This window comes from Caballeronia terrestris (assembly GCF_001544515.1).
GTDB classification, from domain to species: Bacteria; Pseudomonadota; Gammaproteobacteria; order Burkholderiales; family Burkholderiaceae; genus Caballeronia; species Caballeronia terrestris.
Genome location: NZ_FCOL02000385.1, coordinates 1 through 1,475 on the forward strand (window position 1 = coordinate 1; position 1,475 = coordinate 1,475).

The window sequence follows — 1,475 nt, forward strand, 5'->3', positions numbered from 1 at the left end:
GTTCCGAAGGCAGAGTGGCGAGTTCATCTGCCAGACCATCATGATGGATATATCACCCCGGAGGAATTTGAGCGCAACCAGGACCGCCTGGCGCACAACAGGACCAACGGCGAAGGTACCGTGCTCAGTGGTGCGGCGCGTGAAGGATTGGCGCTGCTTCAGGGACTGCTGATATGCGGCTGCTGTGGTCGGGCGTTGACCGTTCGCTACCAAGGTAACGGCGGCCTTTATCCATTGTACTTATGCAGTGCTCGCCGCCGCGAGGGGCTGGCGACGACCGATTGCATGAGCATGCGCAGCGAACTACTTGACAACGCAATTGGCGAGGCGGTATTCACCGCCCTGCAGCCAGCCGAACTCGAGCTCGCCGTGACCGCCCTGAGCGAACTCGAGCAACGCGATCATGCCATCATGCGCCAGTGGCACATGCGCATCGAACGCGCCGAGTATGAGGTCGCACTCGCTGAACGTCGCTACCAGGAATGCGACCCGGCCAACCGTCTGGTCGCGGGTACCCTCGAGCGGCGCTGGAATGACGCGATGCTTCACCTCGAGGCGATCAGGACGGAAGCCGCCCGGTTCCGGAACCAGAAGGCACTCGTCGCCACGTCCGAACAGAAAGCTCAAGTCCTCGCGCTAGCGCGCAATCTGCCGCGCCTCTGGCGGGCGCCGACCACATCAGCGAAGGATCGCAAGCGCATGTTGCGACTGCTCATCCGGGACATCACGGTCGAGAGACGGTCCGCCACGAGACAAGCGGTGCTGCATATCCGCTGGCAGGGCAGCGCGTGTACTGATATCACCGTGGACTTGCCCAAGCCGGCTGCCGATGCGATGCTTACCCCGCCGCGTTCGTCGAGCGGGTGCGTGAACTATCGCAGCATCTGCCTGACCGGCAAATCGTGGCGCACCTCAATCAGGAAGGTTTACGCAGTTCTACTGGCAAATCGTTCACGCTTGAAATGGTCAAATGGATCCGCTACCGGTATCGAATTGAAGTAACCTGCTTCAAGCGGCCAGACGAGCTCACAGTACAGCAGCTCGCTCATCGGCTGCAAGTCAGTCCACACGTCGTGTATTACTGGATCGAGCGCCAGGTAGTCCAGGCCCGCAAGCTCGATGGGCGGGGCCCGTGGTGGGTCACGCTGGATGCCGCCAAGGAACGGCAACTAGAGGATTGGGTGCGCACTTCAGGGCATCTACAGCGGCAACATACCTACACTCAACTGTGAGAGGTGCATTATGAGATTACCGTCGGCACACCCAGCTTTCTCGTGCCTCCCAATGCTTTGGGAATCTCCACCTGCTTGACCGGGGGTGGGAGATATGATCCCGACGACATCCGGTTCCACAGCTTGTACAGATTCTTCAACAGGTTCTGCTCGAACTCGGCAATAGTTTCATCGTCGATGCCTGCAGCCCCACGGTTGGCCTTGACCTGCTGGTATGCCTCCCATACTGTGCGCTTCGCAATG

The 1,475-nt window shown here is 60.0% G+C and carries 1 protein-coding gene and 1 pseudogene; one reads left to right on the forward strand and one right to left on the reverse strand.

Annotation, left to right across the window (positions count from 1 at the left end; all coding sequences use genetic code 11):
* The coding region (locus tag AWB67_RS37620) for a recombinase zinc ribbon domain-containing protein (RefSeq protein ID WP_235025595.1) at positions 1–1,002 on the forward strand (1,002 nt) is incomplete at its 5' end.
* A 238-nt stretch (positions 1,003–1,240) separates the two neighbouring features.
* On the opposite strand, the pseudogene AWB67_RS37625 reads toward AWB67_RS37620, so the two are convergent.
* A pseudogene (locus AWB67_RS37625) lies at positions 1,241–1,475 on the reverse strand (group II intron reverse transcriptase/maturase); the annotation flags it as partial.